The organism is Falcatimonas sp. MSJ-15 (genome assembly GCF_018918265.1).
Lineage (GTDB): Bacteria > Bacillota > Clostridia > Lachnospirales > Lachnospiraceae > Falcatimonas.
Genome location: NZ_JAHLQC010000001.1, coordinates 215,173 through 229,437, shown reverse-complemented (window position 1 = coordinate 229,437; position 14,265 = coordinate 215,173). Strand labels below are relative to the sequence as shown.

Annotated in this window: 11 protein-coding genes; 4 read left to right on the top strand and 7 right to left on the bottom strand. The window is 33.7% G+C overall.

The genetic code is table 11. The features are described 5' to 3' along the window. Positions 1–20: 20 nt before the first annotated feature. The 6 genes from KQI85_RS00835 to argC all read right to left on the bottom strand — a co-directional run bounded on the left by KQI85_RS00835 (position 21) and on the right by argC (position 6,794). Entirely contained in the window at positions 21–731 is a 711-nt protein-coding gene (locus KQI85_RS00835; protein WP_216574141.1) for a helix-hairpin-helix domain-containing protein, read from the bottom strand. Between the two features lie 224 nt (positions 732–955). After that, the gene (locus KQI85_RS00830; RefSeq protein ID WP_216574140.1) at positions 956–2,179 is read right to left on the bottom strand and encodes an extracellular solute-binding protein; all 1,224 of its coding nucleotides are present in this window, start codon (positions 2,177–2,179) and stop codon (positions 956–958) included. A 17-nt stretch (positions 2,180–2,196) separates the two neighbouring features. Next, positions 2,197–3,399 (bottom strand): aspartate aminotransferase family protein, encoded by a 1,203-nt coding sequence (locus KQI85_RS00825; RefSeq protein WP_216574139.1) that lies wholly within the window; start codon positions 3,397–3,399, stop codon positions 2,197–2,199. Then, positions 3,389–4,282: an acetylglutamate kinase gene (argB, locus tag KQI85_RS00820; RefSeq protein ID WP_216574138.1), complete on the bottom strand. Its 894-nt coding sequence runs from the start codon at positions 4,280–4,282 to the stop codon at positions 3,389–3,391. The genes KQI85_RS00825 and argB overlap by 11 nt, the downstream gene beginning before the upstream one ends. 94 nt (positions 4,283–4,376) lie before the next feature. Continuing rightward, positions 4,377–5,600, bottom strand: a complete 1,224-nt coding sequence (gene argJ / locus KQI85_RS00815) for a bifunctional ornithine acetyltransferase/N-acetylglutamate synthase (protein ID WP_216574203.1) — start codon at positions 5,598–5,600, stop codon at positions 4,377–4,379. Between the two features lie 150 nt (positions 5,601–5,750). Beyond that, the gene (gene argC / locus KQI85_RS00810; protein ID WP_216574137.1) at positions 5,751–6,794 is read right to left on the bottom strand and encodes an N-acetyl-gamma-glutamyl-phosphate reductase; all 1,044 of its coding nucleotides are present in this window, start codon (positions 6,792–6,794) and stop codon (positions 5,751–5,753) included. A 332-nt stretch (positions 6,795–7,126) separates the two neighbouring features. On the opposite strand from argC, the gene KQI85_RS00805 reads away from it, so the two are divergent. Then, positions 7,127–8,350: an argininosuccinate synthase gene (locus tag KQI85_RS00805; RefSeq protein ID WP_216574136.1), complete on the top strand. Its 1,224-nt coding sequence runs from the start codon at positions 7,127–7,129 to the stop codon at positions 8,348–8,350. An 86-nt stretch (positions 8,351–8,436) separates the two neighbouring features. On the opposite strand, the gene KQI85_RS00800 is transcribed toward KQI85_RS00805, so the two are convergent. Then, positions 8,437–8,817, bottom strand: coding sequence for a hypothetical protein (locus KQI85_RS00800; protein WP_216574135.1), 381 nt, complete (start codon positions 8,815–8,817; stop codon positions 8,437–8,439). Between the two features lie 210 nt (positions 8,818–9,027). Between KQI85_RS00800 and KQI85_RS00795 the strand changes: the two genes are divergently transcribed. The 3 genes from KQI85_RS00795 to argH are packed head-to-tail and all read left to right on the top strand — an operon-like array spanning position 9,028 to position 14,181. Continuing rightward, positions 9,028–10,029 carry a glycosyltransferase family 2 protein gene (locus KQI85_RS00795; protein WP_371820501.1) on the top strand — a complete coding sequence of 334 codons (1,002 nt, stop codon included), beginning with the start codon at positions 9,028–9,030 and terminating at the stop codon, positions 10,027–10,029. Further along, positions 10,029–12,758 (top strand): YfhO family protein, encoded by a 2,730-nt coding sequence (locus KQI85_RS00790; RefSeq protein ID WP_216574133.1) that lies wholly within the window; start codon positions 10,029–10,031, stop codon positions 12,756–12,758. Before KQI85_RS00795 ends, KQI85_RS00790 begins: the two co-directional genes overlap by 1 nt. Positions 12,759–12,804: 46 nt before the next feature. Continuing rightward, a complete protein-coding gene (argH, locus tag KQI85_RS00785; protein ID WP_253293693.1) occupies positions 12,805–14,181 on the top strand; it encodes an argininosuccinate lyase in 1,377 nt (458 codons plus the stop codon). Positions 14,182–14,265 lie beyond the last annotated feature (84 nt).

The following is a 14,265-nucleotide window of genomic DNA, read 5'->3' as shown; positions in this document are numbered from 1 at the left end:
AATCTGTCACCTCAGTCTTTTTAATTTACACTAATACAATCTTTTATTTTTTCATATGCGGCATTCTTAATACCACTCACTTTCATAACATCCTCGATGCTGCCAAATTCTCCATTCGTCTCTCTATATGCTATTATTGCCTCTGCTTTAGCCTGTCCTATTCCAGGAAGTGTCATAAGTTCACTCTTAGAGGCAGTATTAATATTAACAAGACTACCAGTAGAAGTATTATTATATACATTCTCATCTGCTGCTGTGCCTGTCTGCATATTATTATCATATTCTTCATTAATACCAGGAATATATATTCTGCTGTTGTCAGTTGCAACAGCAGCAAGGTTAAGATTCTCAAGTGCTGCTTCTTCTGTAGCACCACCTGCTGCTTCAATCGCTTTATAGATACGTGTTCCTTCCGGAAGTTCATATACACCAGGCATATTAACTTTGCCGCATACATACACATATATAATAGAAGCTTCTGTACTCTGTCCATTAACAGATTCATCTATGCCAATACCAGGCTCAGTCTTCTCACTGCTATTAGCATTATCACTACTCATATAACTTTCAGAATTATGTTCAGTCTCATAATCTGCATTGTTAACTATGTTGTTCTCTGTTACATCCACAAGTTCAGCTTTTGTATCCTTACCAGTAACTGCGAACATTCCTGCACATATAATTACTGCTGTGGCTGCCATGAAATAAATAAAATTCTTTTTCTTTAACATATACTCTCCAATCTTTTATAACCGGAGATCCCTAAGTGTCTACTCATTATAGCACATATTTTTTATTAATACTATCCCTTTTAGCAAAACATACTTTTACAATTGACCTTGCAATCTTTAATATCTTTAATATTGATTAATAATAGATAATATTAACGTAATATTAACCAGAACTATATACAAGCAATATATGTACAAGTTGCAGCTTATAATTATATATAATGCTATTTTTTCTCAAATTGTGCTTTCATATCGTCTTCAATCATAGTAAGATTCTCTTCGATATTGCCGCCACTCCATATATTATATAATGCTATATGCCAATCTGTATAATAATCACCAATATTCATTATCTTAGCTACAGGCACTGACTTCTCGTATGCTCTATATACCTGTTCATACTCAGATGAATTCTTCTTAACGCACGAATAATCACCTGTAACTTCGTAGAGTTTATCAGCATAATAGTATGCTATATGTTCTGCCGCCGCTTTTGCTGCTGTTTTATTCTTAGAGTATGGATTAATAACAACACAATAATTATTAGACAATGATTTTGTCTGTATAGTATCTGATATATCGGGAACCGGAACTATTCCATAATCGATTCCACTATCTTCTACAGCTTTAAGATCCTGTGTTCTTAAAATAGTATAACACAATGCACCATTTCTAAACTGTTCAAGACATCTATCATATGTGTCATCATCAAGTTCCATATAGAATAGACTATTAAGGCTCTGATAATATGCCAGTGCTTCCTTAACTTCTTCATTATTAATGCTAACGTTCTCACTATCTCCATTTACTCCAAAAGGATTAATACTGCCTGCCACAAATGCATAATTAATAAAGGAATCATCTGTATCCCATGACAAAATTGACTGTACCTGTGCATTATTCTCTGTCACTTCATAATTATTGGCAAAGTCTTCTATCTGTGTAAAATATTGTGGTTCAAGTGTTGTATATGCTTTATTATATACCATAACTGATGTTGAAAATATTAATGGATATCCATATATTTTATTTTTATATGTTACAGACTGTATTGCAGATTTTGCATAATTATCTGTATTCACAATAGTAGTTCCTACTTCCTCTAATATAGCCGCATAATATGCTTTCTCCATATCTGCACAGTTTAATATAAAAACATCACATGGATTGTCTGAAACTGTTGAATTGTAGGCAATATCAGCAATATAATCATCACTGTCTGCCTGAATATAATCATAGACTGCACTGCCACTCTTCTGATTAATATATTCAAAATATGGTGAGAGTGCTTTATCTTCATAATATACAGTAACCTTACTGTTGCTTGCATCTGCATTATCAGATGAATTCTCATTTACTTCATCCTTACTACTGCTACATGCTGTAACAGTAGTAAGTGTAAGTCCTAAAAAGATCGCTAATAATCTTTTACATTTTAAATCTTTCATAAAATTCCTTTCCTTATTCAGGCGGTAAGTTCATCGAAAGATTTGCAAAGCTTTTCAGCCATCAAATCAATATCTTCCTTTGTTATTACAAGTGGTGGAACAAATCTGAGTACATTACCAGATGCAGATATAACTATAAGTCCATTTTTCTGTGCTTTTAGTATAACATCATTCACTGGAATTGTAAGTTCCAATCCCTGCATGAGACCCATTCCTCGTCTCTCTTTTATACAATCATATTTACTTGCGATTTCATCCAGTGTTTTTTCAAGATATGGTGCTACTTCCTTAACATGTTCTACAATCTTATCTTCACTGAATATGTCAAATACCGTATCTGCTGCTCTTGTTGCCAAAGGATTACCGCCGTATGTTGTTCCATGATCTCCGGGAACCATGGCATTATATACTTTATCTCCTGCGACAAATGCACCAACCGGAATTCCATTGCCAAGTGCTTTTGCTACTGTAACAATATCAGGCTTGATACCATATCTCTCATAAGTAAACATATAACCTGTTCTTCCCATTCCACACTGAATCTCATCAAGAATAAGGACTATATCTTTCTCATCACAGATCTTTCGTATCTCTTTGATAAAAGATTCCTCAGCCGGATATATTCCGCCTTCTCCCTGAAGAGTCTCCATTATTATAGCACATGTCTTATCTGTTATATTCGCTTTAACACTCTCAATATCATTATAATCAGCGAATTTAATTCCACCTATAAGTGGTTTGAATGGTTCCTGATACTTAGAATTACCAGTTACAGACAATGCACCTATACTTCTTCCATGGAATGAATGATTCATAGCTATTATCTCATGATCTGTTCTTCCATCTTTGTTATATGCATACTTACGTGCAAGCTTTATAGCGCCTTCAATCGCTTCTGTTCCACTGTTTGTAAAGAATACTCTTTTAAGTCCGGTAGCTTTAACTAACTTGGCACCTGCATTTACCGCAGGTTCATTATAAAATAAATTTGAAGTATGTACAAGCTTTGATATCTGATCATTTAATGCTTCATTAAATTTTTTATTATTATATCCTAAAGCAAAAACTGCTATTCCTGCAGCAAAATCAAGATATTCTTTGCCTTCAGTATCATATAGATATACTCTATCTCCTTTATCGAGAACTATCTGATATCTGTTATATGTATGCAGAAGTGTCTCTTCTGCTGTCTCTATTATCTTTTTAGTCTTAGTTTCCATCGTAGAATCTCTCTCCTTCATTATCAAGAATAGCAGTACCAATACCTTTATTAGTAAATATCTCAAGTAATAGACAGTGAAGAATTCTACCATCAAGTATATGAACTCTCTTAACACCATTTTCTATTGCTTCGATGCAATTATTAAGTTTTGGAAGCATTCCTCCTCCAATATTGCCACCTGTTATAAGTTCTCTCGCTTCATCAAGAGTAAGCTCTGAGATAAGAGTTGATTTATCTTTTGGATCTTTGTATACACCTTCAACATCTGTAAGAAAAGCAAGTTTTTCAGCTTTTACTGCCTGTGCAATCGCACATGCTGCATCATCTGCATTAATATTATAAGTATTATACTCATCATCAACTCCAATAGGACATATTACCGGAAGAAAATCCTTTTCAAGAAGTGTCTCTATAATTGATGTATCAACTTCACTTATATTACCAACGAATCCTATATCTTCTCCATTAGAAAGTTTCTTTGTAACTTTTAGCATATTACCATCTTTACCACTGATTCCACAAGCTTTTACGCCAAGAGACTCTACATTCTTAACAAGTTCTTTGTTAACTTTATTAAGTACCATCTCTGCTACTTCCATTGTAGCTGAATCTGTAACTCTAAGTCCATTAACGAACTTTGTCTCCATTCCGACTTTTGATACCCATTTGCTAATCTCTTTTCCACCACCATGTACGATTATTGGTTTAAATCCTACAAGTTTTAAAAGAACAACATCCTTAATTACATTAAGTTTAAGATTCTCATCAGCCATCGCACTTCCGCCATACTTTACAACAATTATCTTTCTATTGAATTTTTGTATATATGGAAGTGCCTCAATTAGTACTTCCGCTTTTTTTAATTCATTATCTATATCCATTTTTCTGCCTCTTTTCAATATTTCATTTATTCTTTTATATTAAATAGCTATATCATTTGACATCTCTACACAATATTGTGAACTTACATTATAATTATGATCTGTAATCTGCATTAATCTTTACATAATCAAATGTAAGATCACATCCATAGGCTGTTGCTTCATAATTACCCATCTTGACATCAGCTATTGCTTTTACATGCTCTGAACTTAATATCTTAGTTGCTTCTTCTTCACTATATCCGGTTGATGTTCCATCTTCTACTATCTTAAGCTTTCCATTCTCACTTTCAAAATAGATATCAACTTTTTCCGGATCAAACTGTGCACCTGAATATCCCATTGCACAAAGAATTCTTCCCCAATTAGCATCATGTCCGAATATTGCTGTTTTTGTAAGACTTGATGTTACAATAGATTTTGACAACGTAACTGCCTGCTCTTTTGACTCAGCGCCTACAACCTGAACTTCAAAAAGACATGTCGCACCTTCTCCATCTCCTGCAATCTTCTTTGCAAGTTCACGATTAACATACATTAATGCTTCTTTGAACTTGAGATAATTATCATCTTCTTTTGTTATCTTCGCATTACCGCTCATACCATTGGCAAGAAGAAGAACTGAATCATTCGTTGATGTATCCCCATCAACTGAGATCATATTAAAAGTATCATTAACTATCTCTTTCAATGCCTTTTTTAAAAGTCCATCTTCAATATCAATATCTGTTGTGACAAATCCTAACATTGTTGCCATATTAGGATGAATCATTCCTGAACCTTTGCACATTCCACCAATTGTTACTGTAACTCCATCTATATCAAATGTTACTGCTACCTCTTTTGACTTTGTATCTGTTGTCATAATTGCTTCTGCTGCAAGTCTTGCTGCTTCTCTCGTATTCTCAGGCTTACCTGCAAATGCTTTAATTCCGGCTGTTATTATATCCATTGGAAGCTGTTTTCCAATTACACCTGTTGAAGCAACAAGTACAGAATCTTCTTTTAGTGAGAATGTATCAGCTACTGCTTTCGCCATATCCTTGCAATATCCATATCCTTCTTCACCGGTACATGCATTAGCTACTCCTGAATTAACAACAATAGCCTGAGCATACTCAGATTCATTGACAACTTTATAATCCCATTTTACAGGTGCTGCTTTTACTACATTAGTAGTAAATGTTCCCGCTGCTGCACATGGTTTTTCCGATATAACTATCGCCATATCTTTTTTATCATTATTCTTAATTCCGGCACGAAGTCCATATGCACTAAATCCTTTTGCCGCTGTAACTCCACCATCTATAATATTCATATCAATTCTTCCTTTCATATCTGCCATTCGCTTTATATCTATCATTCGTTTCATATATATTTGCTAGTCTTATATGGCACATTATCTCTTAATACGCTTAGTACCTGATATTTGTTTCTATAAATTTTATCCCAGCTAATATCACCAATCTTATGGGAACATTGGAACTATCTGTAATCCTTCATTTTCTTTAAAACCAAACAGAATATTCATATTCTGAACTGCCTGTCCTGCTGCTCCTTTTACAAGATTATCTATCGCACCCATCATTATTACTCTGCCTGTACGAGGTTCTATTTTGAAATTCACATCAAAGAAATTACTTCCTTCAACCCATCTTGTCTCAGGACATACATCTTTATCAAGAATTCTTATAAAATATTCATCTTTATAATACTTCTCATATGCAGCCCTTATTGTCTCATAAGACACATTCTTATCTTTAAGATTCGCATACGCTGTAACAAGAATTCCTCTATTCATAGGAACAAGATGTGGTGTAAATATAACCTTTAATGTATCATTACATGCATATCCTAACTGTTCTTCTATCTCAGGTGTATGTCTGTGTGTTCCAACTCCGTATGCTTTAATACTCTCATTAACTTCACAATAGAGATTATTAACTTTAGCACCTCTTCCTGCTCCTGAAGTTCCTGATTTGGCATCAATTATTATTGAATCCTTATCAATAAGTCCTTCTTTAATAAGTGGATATATTGAGAGAATTGAACATGTTGTGTAACATCCCGGATTGGCAACAAGTCTCTTACCTTTTATATCTTCTCTGTTAATCTCACAAAGCCCATATACAGCCTCTTTAATGAATTCTGGAGATTTATGTTCTATCTTATACCATTCTTCATATGTAGCAACATCTTTTATTCTAAAATCTGCACTAAGGTCAATTACTTTAACTTTTGACAAAATCTTCTCATTCATGTGGCTTGCAAGAAATCCCTGTGGTGTTGCTGTAAATATAACATCAACTTCATCACACAGTTCTTCAAGATTGTCATCAAGACATTCCTCATTAACTAATTTAAAAGTATTACCATAGATCTTTGAATACTGTTCTCCTACATAACTTCTTGAACCAAACCATTTTATTTCAACTTCTTTGTGTCCGAGTAACAATCTTACAAGCTCTGCACCTGCATAACCTGTTGCTCCAATAATACCTGCTTTTATCATAAGCGTCTCTCCTTGTCATACTAAAACTTTAATTTTTTAATTGTTTAAATTATTACTTCATATTATAATGTCATTGTAGTTATCTTGCAATCGTTTTTTTGTTTCATAATTATACATCCGTTTTGCATAAAGCGCAATAGTAAATATGCATCATTTTACATAAAATGTAGATTTATACATATTTTATGCATTTTATAATTAATATTTATGCATATTTTTTCATTTTTGCACTTGCTTTTTCCATTTTGATGGTGTATATTTATGATATGTTTTTCGAATACGAAGATAACAAAAATTTTTACATTTATATAATACTTAGGAGGATTTGAAATATGAAAGAAAAAGTTGTTCTCGCATACTCTGGTGGTCTTGATACCACTGCTATTATTCCATGGTTAAAAGAAACATATAACTACGATGTTATATGTTGTTGTGTAGACGTAGGTCAGGAAAGTGAACTTGAAGGTCTTGACGAAAGAGCTAAGCTTTCAGGTGCTGCCAAATTATACATTCTTGATGTTGTTGATGAATTTGTTGATGATTATATTATTCCAACAGTTAAAGCTAATGCTGTATATGAGAATAAGTATCTTCTTGGTACATCATTTGCAAGACCACTTATCGCTAAGAAGTTAGTTGAGATTGCAAGAAAAGAAGGTGCTGTTGCTATCTGTCATGGTGCTACAGGTAAAGGTAATGATCAGGTTAGATTTGAACTTTCAATTAAAGCTCTTGCTCCTGACATTAAGATTATTGCTCCTTGGAGATGCAATGATACATGGAAGATGCAGTCAAGAGAAGATGAGATTGAATTCTGTAAAGCTCATGGTATAGACCTTCCTTTTGCAGCTGACTCAAGCTACAGCCGTGACCGTAACTTATGGCATATAAGCCATGAAGGTCTTGAACTTGAAAGTCCTGCCAACGAACCTAATTACGATCATCTTCTTGTATTAAGCCAGACTCCTGAAAAAGCTCCTGATGAAGGCGAATATGTTACATTAACATTTGAACAGGGTGTTCCAAAGACATTAAATGGCAAAGCTATGAAAGCTTCTGATATTCTTCGTGAACTCAACAAGCTTGGTGGTAAACATGGCATTGGTATTATTGATATCGTTGAGAACCGAGTTGTTGGTATGAAATCAAGAGGTGTATATGAGACACCTGGCGGAACAATTCTTATGGAAGCTCATACACAGCTTGAAGAGCTAATTCTTGATCGTGATACATTATCATGCAAAAAAGAATTATCAAACAGATTTGCCAACCTTGTATATGAAGGAAAATGGTTCACACCTCTTCGTGAAGCACTTCAGGCATTTGTTGAATCTACACAAAAATATGTTACAGGTGAAGTTAAATTCAAACTTTACAAAGGTAACATCATCAAAGCCGGAACAACTTCACCATATTCATTATATAGTGAATCACTTGCAAGCTTTACAACAGGTGAATTATATGATCACCATGATGCTGAAGGTTTCATCAACTTATTTGGTCTTTCAATGAAAGTAAGAGCTATGAAACAGAACGAATTAAAGAACGATAAATAGTTACTGCAAAAAAGGAAGGCAGTGTAATATCTGCCTTCCTTTTATATATCCTGATTTGTACATATTATCTTCTACTGCTAAAATAGCTACATATACATAATAGTATTCGCACATGCATTAAGTTTGGCAAGCTGTGATTTATCAAGATATAAAAATAGAGCTCCAAGAATTATCATAAGCATACCAAGTATGATGAGTATAATTCCTTTTTTCTTTGTTGTATCTAAGTCTTTTTTTCTCTTCTGATATTCACTATCAGACTCACTTACAGTGCTTCCATAAGCATTAAAATAAAGAGACCACTCTTTTTTAGCTGTCTGTATATTAATTATGCCAAGAAATAAAAAGACCAATGTCAATATAAGACATACAAATGCAAGCATTGGCCAAAGGAAAAATCCTTCATCAGATACATCTTCAAATACTTGTGCCTGAAAGAATAATGAATTACTAAGGAAATTTAACATTATATCCTCCTTTATATTTAATTAAGATATTATAACACAGCCTAATATGGAGTGTCAAAAAACTATCTGTGAAAATTGTATGTTTTTTTCTTTTTTACTGTCAGACTTTTAGTTTAAGGTACCAATTAATCATTTACTAGTCTAATTATTTATAGTAGAATAAACAAGATGGTGTTTTTCGCTATTAATATAATTTTATTAGATTCAGGGGTGATTATTATCAATACTACAATCGACATAATAGTTCCTTGTTATAACGAGGAGGAAGTCTTAAATAGTTTTTTTATTGAAACAGAAAAGGTAGTTCAATCTATAGATGGCTGTTCTTTCAGATATATTCTTGTAGATGATGGAAGTCGTGACAGGACTCTTGAGATCATGCATGAACTTGCATCTGCTAATTCTCATGTAAAATATATATCTTTTTCTAAGAACTTTGGAAAAGAATCGGGTATGTATGCTGGTCTTAGCAATTCTGACAGCGACTATGTAATTATAATGGACGCTGATCTTCAGCATCCACCAGCACTTATACCTGATATGATAAAAGGAATACAGGAAGGTTATGACTGTGTCGCAGCATGCCGTACGGATCGAAAAGGTGAGAAAAAGATTAGAAGTTTCTTCTCTCAATCTTTTTATAAAGTCAATAACAGACTCACTAATAGCAATCTTCCTTATGGTGCTGTTGATTACAGAATCATGTCAAGACCTATGGTTAAAGCAGTATTATCAATGTCCGAAGTTGAAAGATTTTCAAAAGGCATATTCTCATGGGTTGGTTTTAAGACCAAATGGCTGCCTTATGATAATGTAGAGAGAACACTTGGAACTACTAAATGGAGTTTTAAAGGACTCACCAAATATGCTATCGATGGAATTACTTCATTTTCTGTCGCTCCACTACATTTTATATCCGTAATGGGATTTAGCATATCCGCAATTGCAATAATATATGGAATAATCATATTCTTTAAGACACTTATTCTTGGTATTGATGTACCAGGTTATGCCTCACTTATAATAATACTGCTATTCCTTGGTGGAATTATTGAACTTTCACTTGGTGTAATCGGAGAATATCTATCAAGAGTATTCATAGAATCTAAGAACAGACCTATATTTATTGCCCGTGAGACTAATATTAAATCTGCCACTAATGTAGATAATGGTTCATATAGTAGCAAATTTTCTAAGGAGGATGATAACTAATGAATAAAAATGACAACTCTGATTATAGCATATATTCAGGCAATGCACTATTTGTAATTGCTTTTATAATACCTGTTGTAGTATTATTTGCAATCTATCTGACAAGAGGTATATATCCATTTGGGGACCAGATGTATCTGCGTTCAGATATGTATCACCAATATGCACCTTTTTATTCAGAATTAATGGATAAGTTAAAAAATGGTAAAAGTCTTACATATACCTGGAATATCGGACTTGGTGTTAACTTCACTGCATTATATGCATATTACCTTTCAAGCCCTGTCAACTGGTTTCTCGGTCTTATGCCTCAAAATCATCTGCCTGAGATAATGAGCATATTCATTACTCTCAAGCTGGCACTTGCAAGTGTAACAACATGTTATTATATTTCCAAAAAATATAATACTAAGAATATCGCCATCTCACTTTTTGGCTTATTTTATTCACTTTCAGCTTATATTGCAGCATTCAGCTGGAATATTATGTGGCTTGACTGTATTATGATCTTCCCAATTGTTATGATGGGAATCGAGAGACTTATGAAAGAAAATAATGGCTTTTTATATAGCATATCTTTAGGCTTTTGTATTCTTTCTAACTACTATATCTCAATTATGGTATGTCTCTTTTTAATAATATACTTTTTCGTTCTCTATTTCATGCTTGAAGAGAGAAGTTTTAAGATATTTATACAAAAAGGACTTAAATTTGCAGGATATTCACTTCTTGCCGGAGGACTTTCATGTGTACTTCTCTTTCCGGAGATATATGCACTAAGTCTTACAGCATCAAGCGATATGAGTTTTCCTTCATCATTAAGTAATTATTTTTCAATAACAGAGATGTTAATAAGACATCTTATGGATGTTCCTGTAAGCATTGGACTTGATCATCTTCCTAATATATATTGTGGTGTTGCAGTATTCCTTCTCTTCCCACTCTATATAATGAATAAGAATATTACAACAAGAAAGAAAGTTCTCTTTACATCAATGCTTGTTATATTCCTTACAGCATTCAATTTTAACATTCCTAACTATATATGGCATGGTCTGCACTATCCTAATTCACTTCCATGCAGACAATCATTCATATATATATTTGTTATATTAATAATGTGTTATGAAGCATTAAGGGATATTAAAAATTATACTAATAAGCAGCTTACATGTGCTTTCTGGATTGCAATAGCGTTCCTGTTATATTCAGAACAGACTTATGTAAGCGATGATTTTAACTTTAAGATTATCTACTTAAGTGGTGCATTTATAGCATTCTACATGCTCCTTATGTATATATATAGAAAGAAAAAAATCGCCATACATTTCGTCATCTTCTTACTATTTGTATCAACTATTGGCGAATGTATGCTTAATCTTGAAGATACAGGTTATTCAACAACAGGAAGAACAAGTTATCTTAGCGATAACGAAGCTATAACCAACCTTACTAACAATATCATGGAGAGCGATGACTCATTTTACAGATTTGCCAAATATGACGGCTACCGTTCTAAGAACGATACTGCATGGCATCATATTAATGGTGTATCTCTCTTCTCATCTACAGCCAATGCCGGAGTAACTTCTTTCCTCGGTGCGCTTGGATGCGAACATTCAACCAATTCATATTCATATAATGGTGCTACACCATTAACATCTGCTATGCTGTCAACCAAATATGTTCTTGCGAAGTCAATTATGACAGAATCTGAACTTTTAAGATTTGTTGATGCAGAAGGTGGTGTTAATGTATATGAGAATATGTATACTCTCCCACTAGGATATATGGTTCCATCATATCTTAATGACAGTTGGAATACTGATATGACGAACCCATTTGATGTACAGAATGCATTCCTTGAGCTTGCAGCAGGTGAATCTAATGTATTTACTCCTGTTGAATATGATACTACCGGTACTACAGTTACTATTACACCAGACCATGATGAGAACATATATCTATATGTAACTGATTCAGATGTAGATAAGATAACTGTAACTTGTAATGGTAAGACAACTAATTATAAAAGCATTAAGAGAGAACATATCGTTGATCTTGGTATATGCAATGCTCTTGATACTATAACTATAACAGCTGAAGATAATGCTGATATAACACTTATGGCATATACAATGGATACTGATGCTTTCATTAATGCCATAGAGCTTCTTAATGAAGGCGGACTTAACATCACCAAATTTGATGACACTTATATTAAAGGTACCATCACAGCAGATAATGATCAGACTATGATAACTTCTATCCCTTATGATGAAGGATGGGCAGTATATGTTGATGGCAAGAGAGCCGACTACTACTCTTTTGAAGATGCATTCATAGCAGTTGATCTTGAAGCTGGTGAACATACTATTACTATGGATTATATTCCATGCGGCTTTGAATTCGGATGGTTCATAACTGGTATCTCAGCAATAATACTACTTATCTTATATGTATTTAGCAGAAAAAAAATGGGGCTTTCTCCATTACCTTTCATGAAAAAATCTGCTGTTGCTATCACAGATACCAAAGCCAGTACAAATGCTAATACCGCTAGTGAAAAAGCTGTTATAGATTCAAAAAAAACAACAAAGCCTAATACAGGCATAGAGCAAAAGACAAATACAAAACCGAATACAGACATGAATACAAAGATACTTAAAGAAGACATACACAAAGATAATGACAAACTCTCTGATAACACAGACAATAATCAGTATTAACTGCTTATCAGCCAGAGAAAACCAATAAAAGAAAGAGGGATCTATTATGAAACTATGGGGCGGACGCTTCACAAAAGAGACTAATGAACTTGTTAACAACTTCAATGCATCAATATCTTTTGATCAGAAATTCTTCAAAGAAGATATTGAAGGCAGCATAGCACACGTTACAATGCTTGCCAAACAGGGAATTCTTACTGATACAGATAAAAAAGCTATCATTGATGGTCTTACAGGAATAAAGGAAGATATTATAAATGGAACACTTGCAATAGATGACAACGCTGAAGATATTCACAGTTTTGTTGAAGCTACACTCATAGAACGTATTGGCGAAGCAGGTAAAAGACTTCATACCGGAAGAAGCCGTAATGATCAAGTAGCACTTGATATGAAATTGTATACAAGAAACCAGATAAAAGAGATTGACTCTCTCTTAAAAGAACTTTTAACAGTTCTTCTCAAAATTATGGAAGAGAATATCGATACTTTTATGCCTGGATTTACACACTTACAAAAAGCACAGCCAGTAACACTTGCCCATCATACAGGTGCATATTTTGAGATGTTTAAAAGAGACCGCCTAAGACTAAAAGATATCTATAATAGAATGAACTATTGTCCTCTTGGTTCAGGTGCTCTTGCTGGAACAACATATCCTCTTGACAGAGAATATACAGCATCTCTTCTTGATTTCTATGGTGCTACTGATAATAGTATGGATTCTGTTGCTGATAGAGATTACTTAATAGAACTATTAAGTGCAATGTCAACAATTATGATGCATTTAAGCCGTTTTTCAGAAGAGATTATTCTCTGGAATTCTAACGAATATCGTTTTATCGAGCTTGATGATGCTTATTCAACAGGAAGCAGTATAATGCCACAGAAGAAGAATCCTGATATTGCTGAACTCGTTCGTGGCAAAACAGGTCGTGTATATGGTGCACTTATGTCACTTCTTACAACAATGAAGGGACTTCCTCTTGCATATAACAAAGATATGCAGGAAGATAAAGAACTTACATTTGATGCAATCGATACTGTAAAAGGCTGTATTGCATTATTCACAGGCATGATTAAGACAACTAAGTTCAACAAAAAGAATATGGAAGAAAGTGCAAAACATGGATTCACTAATGCAACTGATGCAGCTGATTATCTTGTAAATAAAGGTGTTCCATTCAGAGATGCACATGGCATAATCGGACAGTTAGTACTCTACTGTATTGAGCAGAATAAGCCTCTAGATGACATTTCAATTGATGAATATAAAGCTATAAGTCCTGTTTTTGAAGATGACATCTATGAAGCTATTGCAATCAAGACATGTGTTGAAAAGAGACTTACTAAAGGTGCACCAAGTGAGACTGCAATGAAAGCTGCAATCAAAGCCTGTCATGAATACCTAGACAAGGAATAGATGATGCCACATACGACATACGATATGTGATAGATATACGATATGTAATATGCGATATACGATATGTAATATGCGATATACGAT

Coding starts and splice junctions, on each gene's coding strand:
- KQI85_RS00800 (WP_216574135.1), bottom strand. CDS start 8,817: ATGTTAAATTTCCTTAGTAATTCATTATTCTTTCAGGCACAAGTATTT.
- argC (WP_216574137.1), bottom strand. CDS start 6,794: ATGATAAAAGCAGGTATTATTGGAGCAACAGGTTATGCAGGTGCAGAG.
- argB (WP_216574138.1), bottom strand. CDS start 4,282: ATGGATATAGATAATGAATTAAAAAAAGCGGAAGTACTAATTGAGGCA.
- KQI85_RS00805 (WP_216574136.1), top strand. CDS start 7,127: ATGAAAGAAAAAGTTGTTCTCGCATACTCTGGTGGTCTTGATACCACT.
- KQI85_RS00830 (WP_216574140.1), bottom strand. CDS start 2,179: ATGAAAGATTTAAAATGTAAAAGATTATTAGCGATCTTTTTAGGACTT.
- argJ (WP_216574203.1), bottom strand. CDS start 5,600: ATGAATATTATAGATGGTGGAGTTACAGCGGCAAAAGGATTTAGTGCA.
- KQI85_RS00825 (WP_216574139.1), bottom strand. CDS start 3,399: ATGGAAACTAAGACTAAAAAGATAATAGAGACAGCAGAAGAGACACTT.
- KQI85_RS00835 (WP_216574141.1), bottom strand. CDS start 731: ATGTTAAAGAAAAAGAATTTTATTTATTTCATGGCAGCCACAGCAGTA.
- KQI85_RS00790 (WP_216574133.1), top strand. CDS start 10,029: ATGAATAAAAATGACAACTCTGATTATAGCATATATTCAGGCAATGCA.
- argH (WP_253293693.1), top strand. CDS start 12,805: ATGAAACTATGGGGCGGACGCTTCACAAAAGAGACTAATGAACTTGTT.